Source organism: Faecalicatena orotica (assembly GCF_905197545.1).
In the GTDB taxonomy this organism is placed as follows: Bacteria; Bacillota; Clostridia; order Lachnospirales; family Lachnospiraceae; genus Faecalicatena_A; species Faecalicatena_A orotica.
The window spans coordinates 296367-319830 of sequence record NZ_CAJJZH010000006.1; the positions used below are offsets into that span (position 1 = coordinate 296367).

General features: G+C 43.5%; 16 protein-coding genes. 2 read left to right on the top strand and 14 right to left on the bottom strand.

Going from position 1 to position 23464, the window contains the following annotated elements; all coding sequences use genetic code 11:
• Positions 1-92: 92 nt before the first annotated feature.
• Positions 93-965: a helix-turn-helix domain-containing protein gene (locus tag ABIN22_RS14675; protein ID WP_346909578.1), complete on the top strand. Its 873-nt coding sequence runs from the start codon at positions 93-95 to the stop codon at positions 963-965.
• Positions 966-999: 34 nt separating this feature from the next.
• On the opposite strand, the gene ABIN22_RS14680 is transcribed toward ABIN22_RS14675, so the two are convergent.
• The 12 genes from ABIN22_RS14680 to ABIN22_RS14735 all read right to left on the bottom strand — a co-directional run bounded on the left by ABIN22_RS14680 (position 1000) and on the right by ABIN22_RS14735 (position 20300).
• A complete protein-coding gene (locus ABIN22_RS14680; RefSeq protein ID WP_346909580.1) occupies positions 1000-2010 on the bottom strand; it encodes a uroporphyrinogen decarboxylase family protein in 1011 nt (336 codons plus the stop codon).
• A complete protein-coding gene (locus ABIN22_RS14685) occupies positions 2007-3935 on the bottom strand; it encodes a glycoside hydrolase family protein (RefSeq protein ID WP_346909582.1) in 1929 nt (642 codons plus the stop codon). Before ABIN22_RS14685 ends, ABIN22_RS14680 begins: the two co-directional genes overlap by 4 nt.
• Before the next feature lie 9 nt (positions 3936-3944).
• Positions 3945-4973, bottom strand: a complete 1029-nt coding sequence (locus ABIN22_RS14690; protein ID WP_346909584.1) for a uroporphyrinogen decarboxylase family protein — start codon at positions 4971-4973, stop codon at positions 3945-3947.
• 30 nt (positions 4974-5003) lie between these two features.
• Entirely contained in the window at positions 5004-7019 is a 2016-nt protein-coding gene (locus ABIN22_RS14695; protein WP_346909586.1) for a family 43 glycosylhydrolase, read from the bottom strand.
• On the bottom strand, positions 7016-8035 hold the full coding sequence (locus ABIN22_RS14700) for a uroporphyrinogen decarboxylase family protein (protein WP_346909588.1): 1020 nt from the start codon (positions 8033-8035) through the stop codon (positions 7016-7018). The genes ABIN22_RS14695 and ABIN22_RS14700 overlap by 4 nt, the downstream gene beginning before the upstream one ends.
• 4 nt (positions 8036-8039) lie before the next feature.
• Positions 8040-9020 carry an HAD family hydrolase gene (locus ABIN22_RS14705; protein ID WP_346909590.1) on the bottom strand — a complete coding sequence of 327 codons (981 nt, stop codon included), beginning with the start codon at positions 9018-9020 and terminating at the stop codon, positions 8040-8042.
• A 20-nt stretch (positions 9021-9040) separates the two neighbouring features.
• Positions 9041-11428: a glycoside hydrolase family 38 N-terminal domain-containing protein gene (locus tag ABIN22_RS14710; protein WP_346909592.1), complete on the bottom strand. Its 2388-nt coding sequence runs from the start codon at positions 11426-11428 to the stop codon at positions 9041-9043.
• An 11-nt stretch (positions 11429-11439) separates the two neighbouring features.
• Positions 11440-14259: a glycoside hydrolase family 38 N-terminal domain-containing protein gene (locus ABIN22_RS14715; RefSeq protein ID WP_346909594.1), complete on the bottom strand. Its 2820-nt coding sequence runs from the start codon at positions 14257-14259 to the stop codon at positions 11440-11442.
• Between the two features lie 233 nt (positions 14260-14492).
• Positions 14493-16781, bottom strand: coding sequence for an AraC family transcriptional regulator (locus ABIN22_RS14720; protein ID WP_346909596.1), 2289 nt, complete (start codon positions 16779-16781; stop codon positions 14493-14495).
• Between the two features lie 154 nt (positions 16782-16935).
• Positions 16936-18414, bottom strand: a complete 1479-nt coding sequence (locus tag ABIN22_RS14725) for an ABC transporter substrate-binding protein (protein WP_181368761.1) — start codon at positions 18412-18414, stop codon at positions 16936-16938.
• A gap of 63 nt (positions 18415-18477) precedes the next feature.
• Entirely contained in the window at positions 18478-19362 is an 885-nt protein-coding gene (locus tag ABIN22_RS14730; protein ID WP_109732404.1) for a carbohydrate ABC transporter permease, read from the bottom strand.
• Between the two features lie 17 nt (positions 19363-19379).
• A complete protein-coding gene (locus tag ABIN22_RS14735; protein WP_346909598.1) occupies positions 19380-20300 on the bottom strand; it encodes an ABC transporter permease in 921 nt (306 codons plus the stop codon).
• 307 nt (positions 20301-20607) lie between these two features.
• Between ABIN22_RS14735 and ABIN22_RS14740 the strand changes: the two genes are divergently transcribed.
• Complete coding sequence (locus tag ABIN22_RS14740; protein WP_109732403.1) at positions 20608-21555, top strand: type I phosphomannose isomerase catalytic subunit; 948 nt, start codon at positions 20608-20610, stop codon at positions 21553-21555.
• Positions 21556-21613: 58 nt separating this feature from the next.
• On the opposite strand, the gene ABIN22_RS14745 is transcribed toward ABIN22_RS14740, so the two are convergent.
• Both ABIN22_RS14745 and ABIN22_RS14750 read right to left on the bottom strand, forming a co-directional pair.
• Entirely contained in the window at positions 21614-22783 is a 1170-nt protein-coding gene (locus ABIN22_RS14745) for an ABC transporter permease (protein WP_346909601.1), read from the bottom strand.
• Entirely contained in the window at positions 22780-23454 is a 675-nt protein-coding gene (locus ABIN22_RS14750; protein WP_109732401.1) for an ABC transporter ATP-binding protein, read from the bottom strand. Before ABIN22_RS14750 ends, ABIN22_RS14745 begins: the two co-directional genes overlap by 4 nt.
• Positions 23455-23464: the final 10 nt, after the last annotated feature.

Genomic DNA, 23464 nt, shown 5'->3' on the forward strand with positions numbered 1-23464 from the left:
TGTATAAAAAAACACCTTCACGGGATTGTATATATTGTAAAACTTGTTCTGCCATGTTAACATAAAGTATCCCCTACAGGAAGGTGACCCTTATGAAAAAAAATCTGCAGACTGAGTTCAGTACCAGACAGTACATGCTGTCTAAAGATTTCGAAATATATTACTATAACGACCGCAATCTGCCCCCCCATGTGGAAATGCATGCCCATAATTATTATGAATTTTACTTCTTTTTAGAGGGGAATGTGAAGATACAGGTCCGTGACCAGCAGTATCCGCTGCAGTACGGGGATCTGATCCTGATCCCGCCGCATGTGTACCACCGCGCGGTTGTTCAAGACATGGAACTTCCATACCGCAGGTTTGTTTTCTGGATCAGCCAGGAATACTGCAACCATCTGCTCGATATTTCTTCTGATTATGTATACCTCCAGCAGTATGTACAGATTCAGAATGATTATATCTTCCATAATGACCGTATCACATTCAATACAATCCAGTCCCGCATCCTGAGACTGATTGAGGAGCAGCGCTCCGATAAGTTCGGACGTGCCCCCCAGATCACGCTCTGTGTGGATGACCTGATTCTCCACCTGAACCGTCTTGTCTATGAACGGAATAACCCGCAGAACCCGCAGGTGATTGAATCCCTCTACCAGAATGTCATACAGTATATTGAGGACCATCTCGATGAAACGCTTTCTCTGGATGTACTGGCCAGTGAATTTTATGTCAGTAAATACCATATTGCCCATGTATTTAAGGAGAATATGGGGCTTTCCATCCATCAGTATATTACAAAAAAGCGTCTCACGGCCTGCCGCGAAGCCATTCAGGGCGGCGGCAATATCACCCGCACTTATCAGATGTTCGGTTTCGGCGATTATTCCAGTTTCTACCGTGCATTCAAAAAAGAATACGGGATATCCCCAAAAGACTGCCAGGATATGGTTTCTCTATCTTAACTCAATACCTGAAGATTAGTGGGGTCCATTCCTGTTAATCCCACACATTCAGCAATGCTTCCACATTCTCCAGTGGAACATCTTTATTCAATTCACTCTGCCCGATAAGCCCGCCTCCGTTCACCTGCAGAAATTTTTTGAGCATCTCTGCACATTCGGCTATTTCTTCAGCAGTTCCCTTTGGCAAAGTAGTCTGCCGGCTGATTTCTCCCCAGAAAGTAATCTTGCCGGCAAATTTCTCAGCAATTTTTTCTACACCCATACACCAAAGCTGTGAGTTAACCGCATCTACTCCCAACTCAATGAATTCGGGATACAAGTCATAGATATAGCCGTCACTGTGGAAGAATACTTTCTTCCCTGCACTTTTAATTGTATCAATCAATTCCTTGTATAGCGGTTTAAAAATCTCCCTCCACTTATCCGGTGAAATCAACAGGCTGATCTGGCTTCCCCAGTCATCACCGAATCCGATTGCATCAATATCTAATTCCAGCCACTTCTCAACATAGATTCTTTCAAAATCCATGACATAGGAGATCATTTTATACATCTCTTCTTCGTCTAATGCAATATCACAATAAAGATTTTCCGTCCCGCGGAGATACTGCATTCTTTCAAAAAGGCTAATCCATCCTCCCAGTATAAATTTCCCTTGCTCTCTGTGGGCGGCAATCTGTTTTTCCAGATCCTCTTTTGACGCCTCCCACTCCTGTAAAAATTGTTCAATAGGAGGACGGTAAGAATCAATTTCATCATATTCTTCAAAGACAGGTGTTTTTACCTCGCCAATAATGCCTTTCTGGATATTCCGCCACCCACTTCCCCACGGGTCCACGAAGCTTCCGATTTCATAATACCGCTCATCAGCACCCATATCTAACGGCCCCGCCACAGATACGATATCCCGCTCTCTTTGTTTCAGGACCTGTTCTAATCTTTCCCCATATTCCTCTCTTGCCGCCGGCAAAATCCATACATCCAGCGGAATCCTGTCCGGATTCCTAAACTCTATCGCTGCCAATACTCTCTCTCTGCCGTTCATAATGATTCCTCCTTATATAATAAAGTTAGTAAAGGGATTGTTTCTGCCAGCACAAGCAGATTACTTGTTTCCGCCCAACAGCTTCCGTTAAATACTCCACCGATGCACCGTTCACTCTCCCAGTCAGACAGATTCACCCTCTCACAGATGTATCCCTGAGGAAGTTTTTCCCGCTCCGCCTTAATTGTATCATCTTCCAACAGACTTGCATCCTTTGGCACATCCCACGAATAAATTGGCCGTTCCTCTGTGGACATGTACTGGCTGGGAGTCAGTGCGATATCCTTCGCCAGTTCCAGATACAATGGCTCTTTAGTCCACTTATACACTTTTAGCAGACTGTCACCTGAAAGTGTGCAGATTCCCGGTGCAGAATGTTTATTCTGGACATTTGCAAAAACACTCCCCACTGTCTTCATCTTTAATCTTGCAAACTCACTGCCGGCCGGAAACTTATAATTGTAAGAAACAACCCAGCTGCTGCAGAAGTCTGCCATATAAGTAGAATACCCAAGCCATTTTTCTTCTTCTGTCACCTCATAAAGCACTACAAAACTTTCCAACAATGCAAATGCAGACTCACTGTCCGGACACTGGAGAATCTCACCCGGGCCACCTGTCGTATAACCTTTTCTTGCAAACTGACGGTAAAACATCTCCCCGCTTTCCTTAGCAGCTTCCAGATAATGATTCTCTGAAAAAAACTGGTAAGCAGATGCCAGTGCCCCCGGGATTAAGCTCCCCGATGCCGAACCCCCTACGACGATTTCTCCGGTTTCCCGGTTCACGAACTGACCGAACTGGCCATATTTTTTCCACATGTTTACCAACGCATCCGAAAGCCTTCTTGTCCCTTCTAAAAATTCCTCTGGAATCTTAGTATTTCTCTCCTGCATCAGCCTGAAATGTTTCATCAGAAAATATAATGCATCGCCGCTTCTGCGTATCAGATGCCATTTTTCAGAAGCGGAAGTGCCTTCCCTGTCAGCCTTTCCTGTAGAATCACATTCATCAATAAACAGCCCGCTTTCCAACTGTGTGTGGAAGATATGTTCCAACGTTCTGATCCCCCGCTTCCATTCCAGTGGACCGCCTAACTTCATTAATGCATAAGAGGACATACCGCCGCCCACCCATCCCAGCTGCCACATCTGTCCGGGTTCCTCTACTGTACCTACTCCGTAAAAACCCCCTTCTTCCCGCCAATTCATTTGATTGAATTTGTCAATCTGAATACGGGCCTGTTCCTCGTATGGCAATACAAAAGGTCTTTTACAGTCCATGCCCATACATTTCCGGTTTGCAAAGAAAATCCTGTAAAATTCCTCTATACCATGACACTGCCTTTCTATCAGTTTATACGGTATCTTAAGAATCTGCCCTTTCGCAAAGTCCATTCCCCGGTCACTTTTATTCTGCATAAATGGCCAACGGTAAATTTGTTCCTTCCGCATATGGGGATAAGTGATTCCTATTCTCCCTTTCTCATAGGACAAACCAAGGTTCACCCCGTCAATCTGCTGAATTGTATAAACAAACACTGCTTTCTTTTCTTCTGCCGAATACAAACCTACACAAGGAACGCTCACATCTCCCGTGGTAACCTGGATGCTACCGCTTCCATCTTTCTCAAGCCTTGGAACATCCGTAATAATGGTCTCCTGCTCTCCCCCCGCTTCTTCCTCCGTAAACATAGGGGGGTAATTTCTTTTTAGGGAAGTAAACTGATTCCCTTTATAGCAGCATGCCGGGAAAAGTACATATTCTCTGCCGGTACATTTTATATCTGGTACAAAAGTCAGCTCCAGATATTCATTTTTTAAATCTGCGGCCGCTTCAATGACAGCCTCTAAAGCTCCGCCGTCATTCTTTCCCGCTTCGCATTGAAGTTCTTTAAAATTGTTGCTTACAGTGATTCGCACCATCGTATTCTCCTATTTTTCTGCTTCTTCCATCATGGCAAAGATATTTTCCGGAGGAATGATATCCACCATTGTATTGCATGTAGACAGGATGAATCCTCCGCCAGGCCCCGCTATATCTATCGTCCTTCTTACATCCGCCTTTACTTCCTCCCTGCTGCCAAAGCACATGATGTAGTCTAGATCAATATTGCCCCACAGACACAGCCTGTCTCCATATTTCTCTTTGATTTCCTGAATATCCATTCCTGCCGACGGCTGCAGGGACTGAATCCCGTCAAATCCACAATTCACAATTTCATCCATCACCGAATTCAAATTCCCGTCACTATGCAGGAAAACAGGCACGTCCTTGTATGCCTTAATCTCCTGAATCATTTTTTTATAGAAAGGATAGACGTTTTCTTCCATAATATAAGGCGGCAAAAATACCCCTGTATTAAATGCCATATCGTCAGCTATCAAAATTGCATCTGCCCCTTTATTGATAAAAAGCTTTGCCTTCTTAATCTCATATGAGATTACTTTTTCGCTGATTTGATACATCTCTTCTGTATTCGTCAGGCAATATACCATATAGTCTTCCATAGGGAACATCTCATTCAGCATAGAGATTGGACCGCCAATCTGTGCAAAGATAAAAAAGTCTGTTTCCTTCGCATATCTTTCAATCAATGTTCCTTTCACTCTGCTGATATCCGGCTCCACATATGCTCCGGCATCCTCAATGTCCACGGGAGGCTCCAAAATATGCTTCGATTCTGCCCCTGCCAGAAATGTCTGACCATATACGCTCTGCACAATCTTCTTCCCGTCCGGTGATTCCCCAATCTCCCATTCCGGCCAATCGCCGACATTGACAACATCCATATTTAAAAGTCTGCGTACTTCCACATCTCTTTCAAAATGCTGATGGTCAAGTGGATACTCCTTTCCCAACAGCGCATTTGCCACTTTGGGCTGAATATATACTTCCCCTTTGGGAACCCTGTCCGGCTCCTGATGCCGGATTGCCGCCATTACCCTCTCTTTTTTCGTCATTGCTTCTTCCCTTTCTAAAAATATCTCTTCTTAATATATAATAAATGCATCTACAAAGATGCCTGTGTCCTGCCGCTGCGTCTTTCTAAGCTGTATTGTATTCTGCTTTCTGTTCAACTGTATTTTTAAAGAATGCATTTTCATTGCTTTTACCGAGAATCCTCCCGTTGGCTTAAAGTAAAGCGTTTCATTAACTTCCCCATTCACCAGAAGCTGATAGGCCGATTCGCCTTTCCCGCCTCTGCAATAATGGATTTCCAATGTATATTCTCCATAAGTATTACAGGCCACATCTTCTATTCTTATTTCGTCCCCCGGCTTTTCCAGGTATTTTACCATTCTTCCGCTAAAAGCTCCCGTGTCTGTTTCCCGCTGGGGAAATCCATCCCAGCATCCGTTTCCCCGTGGTTCCAGAATCCCCCCGGCAGCGGCATATACACCACAGGCTGTAGGTTCCGACTCTGCCAGTATATGGTCGATTGCCAGCCTGCCAGTCTGATATTCTTCTGAGCAGATCCGGATTCGGTTCAGTCCCGGAGCCAGCACGACCTCCTTTTTTCTTATGCACGGTTCCCTGCCTAACCAAAAAGACGGCGTCACCGGGAAATCCATCCTTCCCTGAAATTCACCATTCACATAGACATTGAGCCATGTATCAGCACCAGTGCAGCAGTAGGGGATAGACAGCATACCGTTTCCGCCGTTTCCACCATCAGCCAGTGCTTCTATAGCAGCCCCCTTAAGCTCCATATTCCGCAGGACCTGATGGTTGCTCCCATCGGGGTCATAGGCAAGAGAAGCCCCCCTGCCTGCCAGAGAAAATACCGGTTCTATCATATGCCTCTTTTTTTCCCCTGGAAATGAAAACCACCATATCTGTACTTCGCTGTCAGCTTCCAGATACAAGGATTTCTTACCAGCGCCGCATTCTAACTGTCCATTCCAAAGTCTTTTTTCATTACCAATCTTACATTTTCCCAATATAGGACCATCCGGTGAATCTTCATGGATAAGTATCATACATTTTTCCTTCGCGGCGGCCATAAACTGAATTTCCGCATTTTCCTCTATATTGGCTATGTCTGGAAAATGCAGACAGTCCCCGGCCCAAAGTTCTGTCAGGAATTTTCCGTTTTCATCCTCTTTTTTGCATTCCCTTGATGCTTCAAAATAACACACTGCTTCAATTTTTTTCCATGTGCTGTCATACTGCCCGCACCCATATTCCATTATTTTTTGATCGACTACAATCTCTCCGTTTTTTCTGTAATGGCATGGAGACAAAAAAGAGGCCCGCAGGTATCGGTTCGGATTATCCATTCCCCCTGATGCAAAATAAGTCTGGTTGCGATAGCTAAAAAAGCTGCCATGATCTATATTACATCCTGAATTCCCTGCGTACCGATATGGTCCGTAAATCTGGTCTGCTACTGCATAATAAGAGGAATGGGTCAGATAATACTTCCCCCCATACTTATGGATGGACGCTTTATCTTCCGGCCACGGATTTCCAATGTATTCAAGCCGTCTGAGGGGCTCTGCCAGATGAATCATGTCATCTTTTAACCGGGCAATCAGATAACAGTCCCACGGTTTCTCCTGTTTACACGTTCCCACGATTAAGTATGCACTTCCGTCATCATCTACAAATACACATGGGTCCCATTTAGGAATTCCGACAGGATATTCCCTGTAATCTACAAGTGCTTCCCCCCTTGCATCCACAAATGGACCCGCCGGGTGGCTGGAAACACCCACTCCCACGCCCCAGTCCCCGGTAGAAAAGTATAGATAGTATGTTCCATTTTTATAGGCTGCATCTACTGCCCAACACTGGTTCAGAGCTCCACAGTAGAAATCCTCAGGATGCACCGTAGATTCCAGCTGCCAGTCTATCAGATTTACGGAAGACCATATCTGCCAGTCCTCCATATGAAAATCATTTTCATACCCCGGTGCATCATGTGTTGCATACAGATATGCCTTCCCCTCAAATACATGGATATGCGGGTCACATACCCCTTTTCTTAAAATTACCGGATTCATTTTCCCCCTCCATCATAAGAAGCTTCGTAAAGAGCTTCCAGATTCTCCATCTTCCAATCCGGGGTAGAACCATTTCCCATGGTCAGCATAAAACGTCCCTCCGGCTTTCTATATGTATTTTTTAAAAACCTGATTTCGTCACGCACCTCTTCCGGGGTGCCGAAAGCCATCAAATACTGGACATCCACCCCAGCCAGAATGCAGATTTGATTTCCAAACTTCTCTGAGATTACCTGCTCGTTCATTGTATTTCTCTGAATCGGATGGATGACATCCAGACCAATTTCTATAAATGCTGGCAGAAATAATTCAATATTACCACAGCTATGCAGCCAGAAATGCACACCCAGCTCATGTGCCTTATCAATCAGCTGTTTATAGTATGGTTTAAAAAACTCCTGAAAGATTTCTAATGAAAAGAAAGGTGCCGTCTGTGTTCCGATATCATCCGATACAAAAAAGCCATCCACATCCATTTCTTCCTTGGCTCTCTCCATAACCCTCATATAGAACACTGTAAGTTTCGAAAATAATCTATGGATTTCCTCCGGATACAAATAAAAATCTGTAAGGGCATTCTCCATCCCCCGTAAGGACCACAGACGTTCAAAAAAACAATACCACCATCTTCCCAATAAATATCTTCCATCGTCTTCTTTTCCCCCTGCTATCAGCGCCGGGGATTCCGGATCTGGAAACGATGCATAAAATGCTTCCGCATCCTCCCAATCTTCAATCAGACACCTTGCATCCAGTCCTTTTCCTTCTGCCTCTTCACTCCCCGGAGCTGCCCAATAAAAGTCAGGGGCATCTGGCGGTCCGGATGTCAGTCCTGGCATCTGCAAAAATATGTCAGCAACATCACAAGGATATTGTTTCAGCCACTTCTTTCTCATTTCAGGACTATTCTGAAACAGATTGTCGTAAATCCAGATATCGTACAGCAGAGGGATTCTCTCTGCCGTACCCTTTCCTTCTATCACCTTTATCACATCATTTCTACTCAGTGGCTCCATAACATCACCTTTCTAATAAAAGAGGAAGCGCATCACACAGATTATCATATTGTTTCAGACAAAGGGAGTCCATTCCGCTGGCATGGATATTTCCGCCATTGATGCCGACAGCCTGGAATCCTGCAAGCCTGATGGACATAATTCCTGCCGAGGAATCTTCGAAGCCCAGCACCCTTGATTTGTCTTCCTCTGTAATTCCAAGTCCCACTTTGGCAGTCTCTGAGTACAGCCAGGGATGCGGCTTCGGTGCCAATTCCCCAATTGTCCCTGTCTGCCCCTTTTTAAATGTCTGTCCCGCCGTGATGATTGCATCATAAAAGTCCAGCGGGTCACCCATTTTCAAGGTCTGGAATGCTGAGATAATCTCCGGCATTGCCTTGGTATACAGCCCGGAAGTCACCAACCCTATTTTTATGCCATTCCCTTTGACTTCCTCTAAAAACTCCTTCAGGCCGGGTGCCGGGTTAAACGCACCTTTCTTTCCCCTGCCTTCCAGAATCTCCTTCATCTCATACTCTGTGGTTTCAAAATAAATGCTCCGTGCTTCCTCAATTGTTTTATCCGGGCAATATTTATTGATACAGTACTGCAGATGCTCAGATACAGAATGACCCGATACATGCGGTTCATCTGTCTCCTCCAGTTTGAATGACGCATCATGCTTCAGCTTTGCTATCGTCTGCTCAATAATCCACATCCAGAAATTCTCGCTGTGCACACTTGTGCCATCCAAATCCATCAGGATTGCTTTTGCCGGTCCCTGAAACTTTGCTTCAGGCACTTTATAAATTGCAGGATAGCCTAATGCTGATTTTACATTACATAATGTTTTGTCTTTAAAAATTATAAATTCCACTTTTTTATCAGAAGGAGTCCATATCTTTTGTACCCCGTCCTTTCCCTCAACAAAACTCTTATCTGAAGTCTCTTTCAGAGAAATCATATTTTCCATTTTCCCGATTCCCGGGTATATATTGTTTGCCATTATAATACTCATTTCCTCCTTTATCCTGCTATAAATGCCACATTCCCCAGATCATTATCCAACAGCCGCTGCCTGCTTGTGTTTATATCCCCAGTCCCACAGAATTCCAGGCTATACCGGAACTCACAATACCCGGACAGGTCCAGCTTAAAATTCGTCTCCCAGACGTTATTCATAATCCAGCTATATACGGGACGTTTATTATCTTCCACGGAGCCGTCACAGAGCTTTATTGCATGATGCTCCATCTCCCCATAATATAAAAGTGGAGTGTCCAATGTATTAATCAGTATAGAGCCTTCCTTTCCCTGATAAAGCATCCCACAGTCGCTCATATAGAATTCCATACAGGTTCCCGGAATCTGGTCAATCCCCGGGCGCATCCACCGGCCGCCTTTTATAATGTGCTGCTCACTTCCGGCTGTTTCCAGTGATAAAGGAAGATAAACGCTTTCGATATCCTCCGACAGACACTTTGCGATTTTATAAGTAAACTGTATTCTCGGAAGCTCTTTAAAAAACTGGAGAATAATTAAGCTTTTTCTTGTCCCTTCCAGCAGGAAATCAAATTGTATCTTTGTGAATACCGGACCATCCTCCAGCACTGTGACATTTTTCAGTTCCGCCTGATAGTGCTGCGCGTTGATTCCTCTGATATTACGGCCCAGCGCAGTCCGTTCCCGGAAAACATCATGATAAACCGGTGTTCTCTCATATACAGGCGTAAAAAATTTCTCATATCCGTCTTTCAGCATTTCTGTCCGTGTCTTCTTATTATAAAAAGAGGTAATGCCCTCACCCACTTTATAACGGAGGCAGAACCACTCATTCTCTAGTTGATAAGGCAGACAACATGTTTTACTGTCATAAGGGCTCATGACATCACGCACATAATCAATTCCTGCAACTGACCTGTGGTTGTTATCCGTTTCCTCCCCGTGAATCTGCTCTTCGAACAGGAACAACTTCTCCTGCCCCGCCTCAAAGCAGGCAATAAAGCTTATGAGAACACCGCGGGGGTGCGGTGATACCTGTGAAACCAATATCTCCCCGGTTTCACAGTCCGTGATTTTCACTTCAGCCACCTTATTCCAAAAGCTTTCAATATAGAATTCTACAAGCTGTTCTCCTGGCAGTCCCCCCAGATTAATCGCTTTTACCGTCCCTTTCGTCTCGAAATACTCGCGTATATCTCCTAAAAGCTGAAGCTGCACATTTTTACGCATATTGTTGGCTTCGTGTGCTTTGGATGCATAGCTGTTATTCCTTAGATCCTGATTCAAAGCCATAGTGCTATACGGCTCTGTGACAGTTGCAGAGTCCCCCCATGTATGCTCCGCATATAAGAGCAGGTTATCATCACTGGCCTTTTTAAGTGTCCCGTCAATCTTCCCCGTGCGCTTTTCCAGCCTGTCTGCAGCTTTTCCAAGCCTTTGCGCCTCCTTATAATGCTTGACAACATAAGGGGTACTTCCAACCCCGTCAGCCCACCAGTCATTTAAATCTCCGGTATATTCCGGTGCATCTGCAGCCTGATCCTTTATCAGACCGTAAAGCTCTGACAGGGTCACCATCTCAATTCGTATCTCATCCCCATATTTTTTATGGAAATCCGAGATAATGTGCAACGCTTCCGGGTTCGGTGGAGCATTGTCACTATGCAGACCTGACAGGGCCGCTATATAGAAATCGTAGGAATATCCGGTGTCGCTGTACATCTCAATCATCCGCCGGATGTTCTGGTAAAGCATCTCGATGGGCTGTTCAGAATATTTTTTGTTTTCAGGAGCGTTTCTTAACAGGAGGTTCCTGTTCTTTGTCGGTATAATCCCCAGCTTATTGCCCAGATTGTAATGGTCCCCGCTCCATACCAAAAGCCGTCCGCCATTCTCCGATTTCCAGAAATAGGGCTCCTGATTCTTGTGCAGTGGGAACATCCCGTGATGGGTATGTATATTGGTAAATAAAAACTCAATTCCATTATCTATCAGTACATCCCTCGCTCCCATGGACATTCCGTTAATGTCCGCAGTCATGGCACTGTCAACCTTAATACCCTGCTCTCCAAAAATATGAAGCATATGTTTCGTCTTCCTGTCAAGGGCCTCACAGTCTGCAAGGTCATTAAAGTTCAGATAATTAGCAGATATCCCAATATTTCCTTTCTTCACCAGCCTGAAAAAGTCTTCTTTTTCACGCGGCTCTGCCATTTCCAAAAACTTTTCCACACAAAAGTATGTTTCACAGTTCCATTTAAACTGTTTTTCCACCGTCTGCTTAGCATATCCCTCTTTTATAATCCGAATAGCTTTTTGGATATCGCAAACCTGATTATAAATAATCCTTTCCTGCAAATCCGTGTAGCCAATATCAGTATGGGAATGATGTACGACATATATTTTCTTCATTTCTGCCTCCTTTAAGCAAATCTAAAAAGTACGGTGTAAATCTTATTGCCTGGTACTGTGATAGAAACAGTGTTCCCTTGTGACTGAAGTACATCCAATCGTTCTTCCTTCAAATCCAGAAGTTCTGCACTTGCAATTTTCCTGTACCAACTCACATCTGTCTGCTGCTCAATTTTAGAAGGATTATAGAGACGCATAACAATGCCGTCTCCTTTTTCGGCCTTTTTCAGGCAGGATACCTGTACCTGCCCTGAGACATTGTAAAATGAATAAGACACAGGGAGTATCCCGTTCCCTGTAACAGGCACACTCATCTGAATTGGCTTCAATGGGATATTGAATGCCTCTGCCTTCTCGGCAAGTTCATTTACTGTAACATCTGCTGTAATGGGCATAATTGCATAGTTATATTCCAAAGTCCTCTTGAGCTGGCCTCCGTTCTGATCCGGAAAATATCCCTCACTGCGGAATTCTGTACATATAATATTCTTAACCGCCCTAAATAACGTGAATGATACCGTATTGGCATGGTCTGTACGAAGCTCATATTCTCCCAGACAGTCAGTAATGACAGCCATCCCCCTTTTGCCTTCACAAACCGAAAGGAAATTCTGCATAGGCTGTGTAACCAATTCGTTATAATATTTTCCTTCCCCATCTTTCAATGGCAGTGCACTTCTTTCGTCTACCGTAAAATGTCCCTGGGCATTAGCCGTTGCAGATTTCACGCCCGTCTCCATAAGTACACTCATGCGGTGGTCGCGGCAGGTATTATTTACGATTGCCTTTACTTCTACCTGATTGCTTCCTTTATGCAATGTATAGCAGGTAGTAATCGGAAGTTCCCGCAAAGTTTCACTTCTTTCGCTCTTTCCACTCACATAACTGTCCGGCCTATACGCATATTCCGGTATCTGAAGCGTCATGTCCACTCCTATTGTGGCAGACAGACTTCCATTTTCCTTCAGATAAATAGAAGCCTGTATACCTTTACTTGTATAAGTGCGGTTATTGTATGGCGGATAATACATCCAATAATCACCCACGTCTCCCGTGCTCTCGTAATAGTTTAATGGTCCATAGGTTTCCCCTGTCCTTTTATCAGTAACCGTGATGCTTCCGTCCCGGTTCACTTTCACCGCAATCAGTTCATTTTCCATATAATCACTTGCAGCTGCCAGTTCATGTCCGTCTGTTTTTCTGGTCTTTGCCCAGAATTTTGTCTTCCTGTCAAATTCAACGAAATCAACTAATTTATATACCTCATACCCACCTGCCGGGATATCCCCTGTTTCAAAGAACACCCCATGTCTGTCCGAATAGTAAGGAAATGGTCTCGAGTGCAGATGTACAACTGGTGAGATAGATTCTTTCCTTTCCTTAAACTGAAGCTCTCTTACAGTGCCTTTGGAATCTTCTATCCCAAATTCCCAGATCCCTCTGTCCCGCGGCGTATCCAGATACACCTCCAGCACTTCCCGTCTCGTTTTCGCTGTAGGATTAAAAACAGTAAAAACAATATCGTCATGAGCATACGCGCTTAAGTCAATTCGTTTCACAATCTCCTGAAGACCGCGAATGTATACCGTATTGGCAAGTTCCTCTGCCTGTGACAGTCTGTACATCACGTCATCCACTGTCTTATCCTGCGTAACACCATTGATAGAATCATGAGGCTGGGACAGTAATAAATAGTCGGCTGCTTTCTTTAGGAATTGGCTTTCGTATTGCCCGCCAAGCAGCATACAAATCACAGAGACCGGCTCAGCCATCCCGTACAGTCTATTTTGGACAGACTTATTCAGGGTCTTAATATAAGGTCTTGTCATCAGTGCATTGCCGGACAGAGAAGTTGTCGGACCGTCTCTCATCTCCCCCATCACCTCATTCAGTTCTTCCATATCCAGGTTTTTTTTCAGGATTTCCACATATTCTTCTATTGAAGAGCTTTTGAATTCCATCTCTTCCACTTGGGAATTCATTTTTTCCAACAGTTCCATCAGATGTGGCTGCCCGGTTGTCGAATCGCTCCCATCCATCATGATTCTGTGTTCAGGAAGCCTTGTATCTTTCATACCATTCCATGCCTTACCGGCTGCTTCCTTTAAATATTCCTCATGAATCCTTTCCGTCTTTTCCAATCGGAAATAATCCTGCACAGACTGTTCTTTATCCGCCTGGTGGAATACCTGACCGTCCTGGCCATAATGGTACTCGTATTCTTCTGACTTATATTCTTTCCCTGTCATCACCTTCAAATAGGCATTCATGAAAAAGTTAGCCCTTGCATCTTCCCCGAGACGGGTAGCCAGCACGCTCGTTCCGTCTGCCCCTGTCCATTTAAACTCACACCTTGGAGCTCTTGTCCTGTCCACATTCTTTGATACAATAACTGTATCAATGTCAAATCCCTTATAAATCTGGGGCAATTGTGACGGCTGTCCCCATCCAAAAGATTCATATCCAATCTTTAAGTACCCGCCAAGCTTCTCCGCTTCTTCCTTTCCCTTTAAAAGATTTCGAATCATAGACTCCCCTGAGATCGGATACAAATCTGGGAGTGTATACCAGGGTCCTATGACAATCCGTTTTTCTTTAATCAGCTTTTTAATCACGCCCTCCTTTTCGGGGCATATTTCCAGATAATCTAAAAGCGCAACAACCTGCCCGTCAAATAAAAAACTTTTATAACCGGGGTTTGTTTCCAGGGTCTCAATTAATTCATCCACCAGATCCCTCAGATACATACGGTTCTCCCAGACCGGATACCTCCATTCTCTGTCCCAGTGTGTATGCGGTACAACATAGCCAATTGATTTTTTATCATTCATCTCTACATTCACTCTCCTATATCTTTGTAATCATTTTCCTTTGTCTTCCCAATTTCTTCAACTATCAATATCGGAGACAGCACACATATCCAACACTTTTCTCTTCTAATTTTAAACAGTGGGAAAATCACCGGAAAACTGAGTCTTTCCATATACCAAAAATGCAGGGTATTCCTAATTAATCAAGAATACCCTGCATTTAATATCCGTATTTTATTGACTCTGTGTAACTGTTACTTCTCTCTGCTGCGGAGCTGCTGCCTATAAGCCTGGGGCGTCACCCCCATCTTCTTCCTGAAGTAAGTATAAAAGTAATTGATGCTCGCAAATCCACAGGCCTGGGCGATATCCTTCGCTGGCTTTTCCGTGTTCTCCAGCCCTTCAAGCACCTTCTGCAGCCTTACGCTATTCAGATATTCTGACACCGACACACCGGTTTCCTTTTTAAATACCCTGCCAAGATAGTTCGCAGACACTCCGAACTCATCCCCCAGAAACTCTAATGCAATGTTCATATTAGAATAATTCTTCTGAATATATTCCTGGATTTCCTCCATCTTCCCTGTTACACCTTTTTTCACATTTGCAGATTCCTGTATCTGCAGCATATTGGAAAATACCTTTTCAAACTGTTTGTCTACCTGTACCTTTTTATCACATTTCGCCAACTGTGCCAGGAAATGATTCAACGTATACTCCTGGTCCGCATCAGTCATATAGAATTCCTTCATATCACGGACAAGTGACACACCAAGCCATATCATTGCATTCATATATTCCTTGCTGCTGTAGCACTCTAAAGATTCTGCAAATATCTGATACTGTTCCCAGACATCCTTACCGCCACGTAAAGTATCCGTAAGCTTCCCTAAATCTAATTTGCGGTAATTCACACTGCCACTGTGTTCCTCACAGATTCTCCCATAGGTAAGGAACATATTAGATGGGTAGAAAAAGCTTTCTTCCTTCACCTGATAAAGCTTCTCGGCCAGTTCTGGTATTTTTTCGGCAGTTAGGAATTCTTCACTGCCTATCAGAGAAAATGTCCACTCTCCAAAAGGCTTTATTTTATCACAGAACTCCCGGAACTTGCCCTCTATCCTGCCAGAGTCTACGGACTCTCCGTCTTCAGCTGACAGTATAAACACAATGGTATTATCCCGGTTAATCAGGCCGCTCACATGGAATTCCATATTAAAAATTTCTTCAAATATATTTCTCACGCTATACTTAACGTCATATGCCCCGTCCTGCCCGAATTCCTCTATAAAGCTGTGATAATCTTCCAGCTGCAGTAATAGCACAGTAAACAGCTTTCCCGCTCTCATGGGATATCCCAGCTGCTCAAGCCGTTCAGTAAGTTCTGCGTTTCCGTATGTCTTTCTTTTATGGATAAATTCATATAGGAAGTTCTCTTTTAATTTATTAGATTCCGATATTTTCATTCCATTTTTTATAAAATTCTTCCGTTCCAACTGTCCATACAAACGATAGATAGAAAAGGAACTAAATGCAGAACCTCCGGCTACCGCCAATAAAATGAACGCACATATGAAAAATGCCCATTTCTGCAGTTCCAGAAGACGCGCAAACATCGTATCCCATTTTGTAACCTTCAGATAATCCCAATCTGTTTTATCTGAATGCATCCATGACACAAAATAACGCTCTCCATCATATGATGTTTCTGCATGCCCATCATTTCCTTCGATCAAATTAAGAAGGTGGCTGTCCATTTTCATGTCTAAATCTGAGAAATTTTGAAGTTCAGCCCACATCTCATCTTTCCCATCTACAATTACCATCTGGCTTTCCTGCATTGCCTCCATTCCCAGTACTTTGGCAAAAAGAGGAGTCAAATCCAAATTGACAACGATTGCACTGGTAACTTGACTATCTTGTGTATTATTTAAAACATATGTATAGACCGAATCCGTAACCTCCGTTCCAAGGCTATTCCTTATGACACGTTCCCGCTTAAATAAATTTCTTGAATAGTAATTGTCATAGTCATTTAAAATTTCAACAATTCCGAGGTCACTGAATCCGGCCTTTCCCGTATAGGAATAGTTTCCGTCTGTACTCAGGAACTTATCAATCTTGCCGTTATAAATATAAATAGACTCAATCATACTGCTTGTGTTCTTAAATACTGCAAGCTGTTTTCTGATTCTTGCTATATCCAGGCTATTAAACGAGCGTGCCTCTCCTGCCAGCATCCAGTCTGAGCATATGTCATCCAAAATAACCTGAGTGGCCACCATATTAATCTGCTCGTTTGCAACCTCGAATTCTTCCTGTATCTGCCTGAACTGTTGCGCAGATGAATCAATGTTCTGCTCCATGATAATCTTTTTTACAATACCATACATGATGGAAAAACATAAAATAACAACTATAAACATCGCAATGGTTATGGTCAGGAAAATTTTTCTAAATGTCCGCTTCTGTTCAATTTTCCGAATGATTTTTCTGTTTCTTTTCCCATCGGCACCCATCGTCTTCTTCGTAAACTTTTTCATAAACATCCATCCCCCATGTGCTTATTTTAAAGTATATTACTTCCCATATCAACAACGAAATCTGACACTCACACAGTTTCCCAACATTTTTTAATATAGCACAAAGCACCCGGCTGTTTATCACAGCCAGGCACTCTGCCTGTTTGCCCGTTATTTATTTTGCTTCCATAAAAGCATCTACCTGTTTCTGCATTTCCGCAAGAACAGTATCTATCCCCGCAACTTTTAACTTCTCAACAAATTCTGCGTTTGTCTCTTCAACAGGAAGCTCTCCTCCTGTAAGGCTTTCGTACTCCTTGACAACCTTAGACACACTCGCAATTTCCATCTTCACCGGATCGGGGTCGAAAGAAAATCCCAGAATCGGAGAAATCTTAGCACTGTCATTCAGAGCCTTTGTCTGCTCCCAGACATCTTCCGGCTGCCCTTCAATTGCATAAGAATTGAATACATTTCCAAATGCCCATGCCTGGCCGTGGGAATATCCACTATTTTCAATTGGTTTAATCATATTGTCAGATATCTTTTCATAATGAGTCCCTTCAATACCGTAAGAAAGGAGATTCATAACATACGGGTCTGTATTTACCAGTTCAAGATACTTTAAAGTCTCTTCCGGATGTTTTGAAGTCGTTGAAATACCATACATCGTAGCTATTACTGAATTTGTTGTAATCAATGGCTCTGTTTTAGACTTTGCAAATACCATATCATATCCTGCACGCGTAGATTCTTCCGCTTCTACACCCGGTTTATATGTTCCGGAAAAGTAAGCTGATGTTTTCTTTCCGATCCTCTGGCTTTCACCATATTCCGGGTTATATGCACACTGCCCGTCTAATAAGCCTGCTGAATTCAGATCATAAGATTCTTTTAACATTGCCTTCCACTCATCTGTTTCATAGAAGTTAACAACCTTGGCACTTTCGTCCCCCATCTTAATAGCACCTGCTGACATATAATCACTTATATGCTCATATCCGCAGTAATCGGCTGCCTGCTGCACATTGACACCACCCACTTTTGCACTGTAGTTGTCAAACGCATATTGAGCATAATCCTTCATTTCAGTCAGCGTCTGCAGATTTTCCACTTTTTCGCCTGATGCGTCTACGAATTCTTTTGGCATAAGCGCTCCAATCTGGCGTGCAGCAATCTGTTGGTTTGGAACCGCATAGATTCCGCCGTTTACAGTCACGGCTGTCCAGAAGGATTCCGGCATGCTCTCCATTAAGTCAGGAGCAACTTCCGGAAGCATTTCTTTAATATCGACAAATGCGCCCTTTGCAACATTTGTATTATAAGGATTTAACCAGTTTGAAGTAAAGCAGGCATCATACTCTTCTCCTGATGCAATAATAACCTGAATCTTATCCGCATAGGAACCACCGTGGAACACATAATCGACTGTCACCCCGATTTTTTCTTTCGTATACTCATTTACGGCTTCCATAACTTTAGCCTGGTCCTTTTGCTCCGGCACCATAACGTGGATTTTCAGATTAACAACATCTCCCTCCTTCTTTCCGCCGTCACCCTTATCACTTCCACCGTCGCTGCCTCCGCACCCTGCCAATGTACCGGCTGCTATTGCCAGCGTTAACAGAAGTGCTGTAATCTTTCTTCTTTTCATCACTTTTTTCCTCCTCTTAATGTGATTTTTATTGTAATTTGCCATGCAAATATACATTCCTGATTAACCTTTGACCCCGCCTACCGTAAGGCCTTTTACAAAATACTTCTGGAAAAATGGGAAAATCACCAACATCGGTCCTGCTGCAATTACGCACATTGCCATACGCATTGATTCTGTGGGGAGATCTGCTATGCTGATTCCCATTCCTGAAATTGAAGAGTTCTTTATCATTTCCTGAACATCCCTCATTAATATATAGAGACGGTACTGCAGATTGTACAGTTCTGAATTGTCAATATACATCAAAGGCTGAAACCAGTCATTCCAGTAATTCAGTGTAATAAACATTCCTACAGTTGCCAACGCCGGTTTTGCCAATGGAAGAACTATTTTCACAAATATCGTTAATTCGCTTGCGCCGTCCACTGTTGCTGCTTCAATCAGCGATGACGGGATCTGTGAGAAAAAGGTTCTCAGGAGAATAATAAACCATGGCACGATCAGCATCGGAAGAATCATAACCCAAATTGTATTCTTTAGGTGCAAATATTTAGTAATCCAGATATAGGTCGGTACCAGACCGCCGTTTAACACCATCGGGATAATAAGAAACACTGTGAGCTGTTTCTTATATTTATAATCTTTTCTGGACAGTACATAGGCTATCATTGCATTAAAAGACAACCCCAGTACACATCCGGTAACAGTAACAAAGATAGATATTCCATACGATCTTAATATAGATTCCATATCCTTCAGGACATATTTGTACGCTTCCAGCGTAAAGCCTTTTGGCAGTATTCCATATCCATCTTTTATAATCGCCATATCTGTAGAAAAAGAAATGGAGATAACCGTGATAATCGGTATGATACAAATGAGGCAGATTAATATCAGTACCCCATAAATAATCACTCTCTGATAAACAGGTAATTTTTTATTCATCAGTTTTTCTCCTCCCTTTAGAACAATGCACTCTCACTGTCAATCTTACGTACAATAAAGTTACTGACCATAATTAGTATAAACCCGGCCACCGCCTGGAAACAGCCTACTGCCGAACCAATACCAATATCACCTGTCACACGGAGCGCCCTGAATATGTAAGTATCCAAAACATCCGTCGTAGCATACAATGCACCGGAATCTCTTGTCAACTGGAAGAACAATCCAAAGTCGGCATACATAATTCTTCCAATCTGTAGGATTACCATACAAATAATGATGCTTCGGATCATCGGCAGTGTTACGCTCCAAATCATCTGCCATTTACTAGCCCCATCCAATGCCGCCGCTTCATAATATGAATCGTCAATCCCCATCAATCCGGCGTAATAGATAACGCTGTAATAACCGGCTACCTTCCATGCGTACATAAATGTTAGAATAACAGGCCAATAAGCCGATTTCGCATACCACGCAATGCTTTCTAATCCAAAAAAGTTCAAAAGCTGGTTGATAATTCCATAATCATGATGCAGATATGCATACAGCAGATATCCTGCTACAACCCATGACATAAAGTATGGGAAAAACATAATTGTCTGGATTGCTTTTACTGCTATACGGCTCCTGATTTCATTAATCATCAGTGCTACTGACACTGCTATTACAAGAGTGACTCCTATAAATAGAAGATTCAGCCCTATCGTATTTCTTAATACAATCCATGCATCATTGGACTTAAAGAAGAATTCAAAATTCTTAAATCCAACCCACTCGCTTCCCAGGAACCCCTTATCATATCGAAAATCCTTAAATGCAATCACTAAACCTGCAATTGGGATATACGAAAATATGAAAAGAAGAACCGATGCCGGAAGCGCCATAGCAGTCAAAGCCATAGTTTTTTTTCTTCCCGCTTTACCCATTCGTTTTTTCATTTTACACCCTTTTCCTTTCAAACGATATCTTTCTCACAAGGCCAATATTCTATTGTTATGTTTCTATTGCCCATGCCTCTGTTTCGCTTAAATTTATTTTTAACCAGAATTTGATTTTCTGCAACTACACAAATCTGAGATGATTCATCTTTCCATCACTTTTAGAGTACGAAAATCAAACAGAATTGCGTATTCTGTACTATCTGCATTTATAAAACAGATCGCAGATAAACGGAATAGACACCTCCTTTGGCTGTGTTTTAGTATGGATATGCAGTAGATAATAAACGTAGCAGGAGGAATGAAGATGTGTATTTTAAAAATGGTGCCCAGCTGTAAAGATTATTTGTGGGGCGGGCACCGCCTTATAGACGAATACCATAAAAACTATGACGGAAACATTTTGGCAGAGACGTGGGAACTTTCCTGCCATCCGGATGGTCCGTCAAAAATCCAAAACGGTACATTTGCAGGAATTACACTGGCAGAATATATAAAAAAAGCAGAAGGGAATGTACTTGGTATACATTGCCGGAGATTCAGGGAGTTTCCTATTCTTATAAAGTTTATTGACGCAAAGGATAATCTTTCTATCCAAGTGCATCCTGACAATCAATTTGCATTGGAAAATGAAGGCCAGTATGGCAAAACTGAGATGTGGTATGTAGCCGACTGTAAGGAAGGCGCATGTTTATATTATGGTTTCAAAAAGAAGGTAAGCAAAGAGGAGTTCAGACAGCGGATTCTGGATAACACCCTGTTGGAGGTATTGAACGCTGTAACGGTCCAGAAGGGGGATGTGCTGTTCATTGAAACAGGTACGATCCATGCGATAGGTAAAGATATTGTAATTGCAGAAATCCAGCAGAATTCGAATGTCACTTATCGCGTGTATGATTATGGAAGAGTCGGGAACGATGGGAAAAAGAGGGATTTACATATAGAAAAGGCCCTCGCCGTTACGAACCGTGTTCCTATAATCAAGAGCAAAACATGCTGCCCCCATATCGCCGACTGCGATTACTTCACAGTAGATAAGCTTAATCTGGACGGTGATGTCATGAAGAAAATGTGCGGCCATATTGGTAACGGCTCTTTTGTAAGCATACTGATGGTTGAAGGGGATGGAGAAATCCGCTGCGGCAAAGACAAACTCCGCTATCAGAAAGGAGATAGTTTCTTCCTTCCTGCCAATAGCGGAGAATACGAGATTAGCGGAACCTGTGAGGCACTGATTACAACTGTCAAAGGGTAAAGATTAGAACACCGGAATACAGTTTACTGGAACACCGGGATGATCAGCCTCTGATTTTCTATGAGAACCGCAATGCCTCAATCGGTTTCTTGCGTGCAGCCTTGTTTGCCGGATAACTGCCGAATACAATGCCAATCGTTGTGGAGAATCCGACCGAAATCCAGATGACCCCCGGCGACATGCTGAAATGATATTCTGTCATCACCTGATCTGCCACAGCTACGATTCCCCAGGACAGCAGAATCCCGATTGCACAGCCGATCAGACTAATAACCACCGCCTCCACGAGAAACTGAACCATAATATCCTTATATCCTGCCCCGACTGCTTTCCTGATTCCGATTTCCCGGGTACGCTCGGTTACCGATACGAGCATGATGTTCATGATGCCAATGCCCCCAACAATCAGTGAGATTCCTGCAATGCCTCCGAGCATCAGCAGCATTGTCCGGTTCGTAGATTCTACCATTTTAACAAACTCGAGTTCATTGTCTACGCGAAATGCCTTTTGATCGTTATGGAAACGTTCAAGCAGCAGACTGGTAATCTTTGATTCGGCGGCCCTCATGTCTGCTTCACTGTCCGCCCAGATCACAAAATTGTTCACGGCTTTTACTTTTTCTGAACTGCGCATTAATGTAGAATAAGGGATGTAAGCCTCCATCGTATTCATATTCCAGCCGTTGTTATCACTTTTTTTCAGCACCCCTGCAATTAAAAACTGTCTGCCTCCTATGATAACATTCCTGCCAACTACCTGGTCGGTGCCAAAAAGCTGCTGCGCCATATAATGATTGATCACGGCGGTGTAAGAGCTGCTATCCACATCTGCTTTTTTCAGGCTTCTGCCAGCCGCCAGTTTCAGATCCTGTATTTTGAAATATCCCGGCGTCGTACCCGTAACTGACACATCTCCGCTCTTCTTATCGCTTTTCGCCGTGACAGATTCTGTTTCTGCCGGTGCGATCTCGGAAATTTCAGACTCCTTTCCAAACTGCGCCATATCATCCAGCGTCAGCGGCTTTCCTTTATCATTGCTGACCGTCACCGTCAGTTTCGTATTTCCGGCCGCGGACATACTTTCATCAATGGAAGTAACAGCCCCGTTGACCAGAGATACCAGTACGACGAGAGAAGTCACTCCTATAATAATTCCCAGCATCGTGAGAAACGACCTCATTTTACTGGACGAAATTGAACTTAATGCCATCTTAAAAGACTGTATCATGACTCCACCACCTCACTTACCTGTCCGTCCCTGATTCGGATCTTCCGTTCCGCCTCATCGGCAACATTCTCATCATGGGTGATGATGACGATCGTATTCCCCTGCTCATGAAGGTCTTTGAAAATCCCCATGATCTCCCTGCTTGTTTTGGAATCCAGAGCCCCTGTAGGCTCATCCGCCAGAAACAGGGACGGCCTTGCCGCAAGCGCCCTTGCAATCGCAACCCTCTGCTGCTGTCCTCCTGATAATTCTGCAGGCAGGTGTTCCCTGCGTTCATACAGCTTCACCTGCTCCAGAGCCCATTTTACTCTCTCTGCGCGTTCGTGTGACGGAAGCTTCTGGTAGATCAGCGGCAGTTCCACGTTCTGCGCAGCCGTCATCTTGGGAATCAGATTAAAATTCTGGAATACAAACCCGATCTTCCGGTTTCTTACTTTAGCCAGTTCCTTCTCCGAATAATTCGTAATGGACTCCCCGTCAAGCAGGTATTCTCCCTCATCTGAGTTATCCAGACAGCCGATGATATTCATCATCGTAGACTTGCCGCTCCCGGATGGTCCTACTATACTGACAAATTCACCTTTTCTTACACGAAGTGAAGCTTCCCTTAATGCATAGATATCCTCGCCTCCCATATGGTATATTTTTGAAACATGATTCAAACGTATCATATCAGCACCT

Coding starts and splice junctions, on each gene's coding strand:
- ABIN22_RS14740 (WP_109732403.1), top strand. CDS start 20,608: ATGTGTATTTTAAAAATGGTGCCCAGCTGTAAAGATTATTTGTGGGGC.
- ABIN22_RS14720 (WP_346909596.1), bottom strand. CDS start 16,781: ATGAAAAAGTTTACGAAGAAGACGATGGGTGCCGATGGGAAAAGAAAC.
- ABIN22_RS14710 (WP_346909592.1), bottom strand. CDS start 11,428: ATGAAGAAAATATATGTCGTACATCATTCCCATACTGATATTGGCTAC.
- ABIN22_RS14690 (WP_346909584.1), bottom strand. CDS start 4,973: ATGACGAAAAAAGAGAGGGTAATGGCGGCAATCCGGCATCAGGAGCCG.
- ABIN22_RS14735 (WP_346909598.1), bottom strand. CDS start 20,300: ATGAAAAAACGAATGGGTAAAGCGGGAAGAAAAAAAACTATGGCTTTG.
- ABIN22_RS14715 (WP_346909594.1), bottom strand. CDS start 14,259: ATGAATGATAAAAAATCAATTGGCTATGTTGTACCGCATACACACTGG.
- ABIN22_RS14725 (WP_181368761.1), bottom strand. CDS start 18,414: ATGAAAAGAAGAAAGATTACAGCACTTCTGTTAACGCTGGCAATAGCA.
- ABIN22_RS14675 (WP_346909578.1), top strand. CDS start 93: ATGAAAAAAAATCTGCAGACTGAGTTCAGTACCAGACAGTACATGCTG.
- ABIN22_RS14730 (WP_109732404.1), bottom strand. CDS start 19,362: ATGAATAAAAAATTACCTGTTTATCAGAGAGTGATTATTTATGGGGTA.
- ABIN22_RS14680 (WP_346909580.1), bottom strand. CDS start 2,010: ATGAACGGCAGAGAGAGAGTATTGGCAGCGATAGAGTTTAGGAATCCG.
- ABIN22_RS14745 (WP_346909601.1), bottom strand. CDS start 22,783: ATGATACAGTCTTTTAAGATGGCATTAAGTTCAATTTCGTCCAGTAAA.
- ABIN22_RS14705 (WP_346909590.1), bottom strand. CDS start 9,020: ATGGCAAACAATATATACCCGGGAATCGGGAAAATGGAAAATATGATT.
- ABIN22_RS14750 (WP_109732401.1), bottom strand. CDS start 23,454: ATGATACGTTTGAATCATGTTTCAAAAATATACCATATGGGAGGCGAG.
- ABIN22_RS14695 (WP_346909586.1), bottom strand. CDS start 7,019: ATGAATCCGGTAATTTTAAGAAAAGGGGTATGTGACCCGCATATCCAT.
- ABIN22_RS14700 (WP_346909588.1), bottom strand. CDS start 8,035: ATGGAGCCACTGAGTAGAAATGATGTGATAAAGGTGATAGAAGGAAAG.
- ABIN22_RS14685 (WP_346909582.1), bottom strand. CDS start 3,935: ATGGTGCGAATCACTGTAAGCAACAATTTTAAAGAACTTCAATGCGAA.